Raw genomic sequence first — 1,873 nt, forward strand, 5'->3', positions numbered from 1 at the left:
TAACGGTATTCGGTGATGCGGTTTAATGGACGGGTTTCTAAGGTCAGGTTACCGACCTTGTCATAAGCAAAGCGGGTTTGCGCCCGGTCACCGGCACTATCGGGGGGTAAGGTTTCTAGAATCCGCCGATTCACTGCATCATAAGCATAGCGCCAGCCATTCCCCAAGTGGCGGGGTTGTACCGGTGGTTGCTGGCAGCGTCGGAGGGGGGAGACTACTACTCAGGCAGCTTTTTGATCAAAATCAAAAAGCGAGTGTCCTCTTTCTTATTTTTCTCTATTCGTTTTAATCAACATCAAATCTAGGGTGTCCCTTTCTTATTCGACCAACATCAAAAAGCGAGTGTCCCCTTCTTTCTTATCCCTTTCTTTTGTTTTCCATAAAATTAACAACAGTTAAAATTAAAATATATTTAAAAAGGTGAGAAGCTTCGGGTGGGATTTTCTCTAAGATCATATTTTTAACAAACAATCTCAATTTTTGATATTCTTTAGTGTTAACATTCTTTTTAACCCAGCATACTAACTCAAGTCTGATTTGTTCATATAACTTTGAATCCACCTCAACAATAGAGCCATTTCTCATTAAGTTTCTTTCTACTCCTTTGAGAGGTGTTTCAAGATAATAAAAACCTGATAACTCTCCCTCAGTAATCTGAAAGATGATTGATCCACCATCTCGTAATATATCAATATCACTAATTATCACTATATCTTTCCCCCTTACTACAAAATTAAGTATTCATAACTCAATATCTTCAGGATTCAAAAAATCTCCTGAGCTTCTATCCCTTAGTCCTTCCGGAGTTGCAACAACATTACTATGTGGATACATAGAATTATCTAAACAGGTAGCTAACTTACAATTTCCTTCATTAGCTTTTAGCAAATCTACTAGCTTAGTAGGCTCTTCAACCGTTATAGGATTTCCTTTAATATCCACTGAACTAAAGTTAACCCCATGATAAGTGCCTCCTTGAGCTGGTAGTACAATAATTTCAGGAATCTCATCCCCAGCATTATATGTATATTTGAATAAAGTAGTTGTATCACCTCCTTCTTCTATATAATTACCAAGCCTGTTTGTAATAGTTCCACCAGGTGGAGTATATACAGTTACTGATGACCCATGCGGTACAATTGATGGAGGATTAGGTCCAATTATTCCATGTCCAGAGACAACATAAGAGTTAGTAACATTTGAGATATCATCAGATGCTTCTCCAATGATTTTAGTTGCTTGCTTTCCAGTACCTTGGAAAAGCTTAGATGCCCCTTCAAGTAGCTCATCAGACGCCCTGATAGCAGCAGTGGCTGGCACTTCTAGTGGCGTCATCGTATTAGTTGCAAGCTCCGCTGAAGTTATTACTCCAGCAGTGCCAAGTGTATTTGCTGCTTGTGCATTTGATAAGAAAGCAAGCCTTGCAGCCTGAGTAAACCCCAGAGCAGCAACATCTTGTCCAAACACTCGGGCGCTTTGAACAGCAGATCGACCAAAGTTTACCATCGAACTAAACGATGATGTAACTGCAGGAGTAGCTGGAACAGAGGCAGACCCTAGCACACCTCCAGCATAAGGAGAAAGAGCAATAGAAGCAGCCCCACGATTAATATTCTGCATTTGACTTATCGCAAGGTTTTGCTGCATAGGCATATCCTTGCGAAATGCTCTAACTGAAGTGAAGTAATTCAAAATAGAATAATCTTTATCTAAACCACTTTCATGTGCATAGACAACTTCATTCCCATCCAAATCCACCCACACCAACGGATTCCCATACGCATACAAATACTTATGCAAACTGGGCGCTAACGTTAAATCCCCTTCCCACGCATCCATACTCAGGAACCGACCGACATCCGGGTCATAAAAC

General features: G+C 40.5%; 2 protein-coding genes. Both read right to left on the reverse strand.

Annotated features, from left to right (window positions below; genetic code table 11):
* Positions 1-357: 357 nt before the first annotated feature.
* Complete coding sequence (locus KCG35_RS24980; RefSeq protein WP_215822565.1) at positions 358-708, reverse strand: hypothetical protein; 351 nt, start codon at positions 706-708, stop codon at positions 358-360.
* Positions 709-741: 33 nt separating this feature from the next.
* The coding region (locus KCG35_RS24985) for a putative adhesin (protein ID WP_373687378.1) at positions 742-1,873 on the reverse strand (1,132 nt) is incomplete at its 5' end.

Origin of the sequence: Zooshikella harenae (assembly GCF_018837975.1) — a bacterium.
GTDB classification, from domain to species: domain Bacteria; phylum Pseudomonadota; class Gammaproteobacteria; order Pseudomonadales; family Zooshikellaceae; genus Zooshikella; species Zooshikella harenae.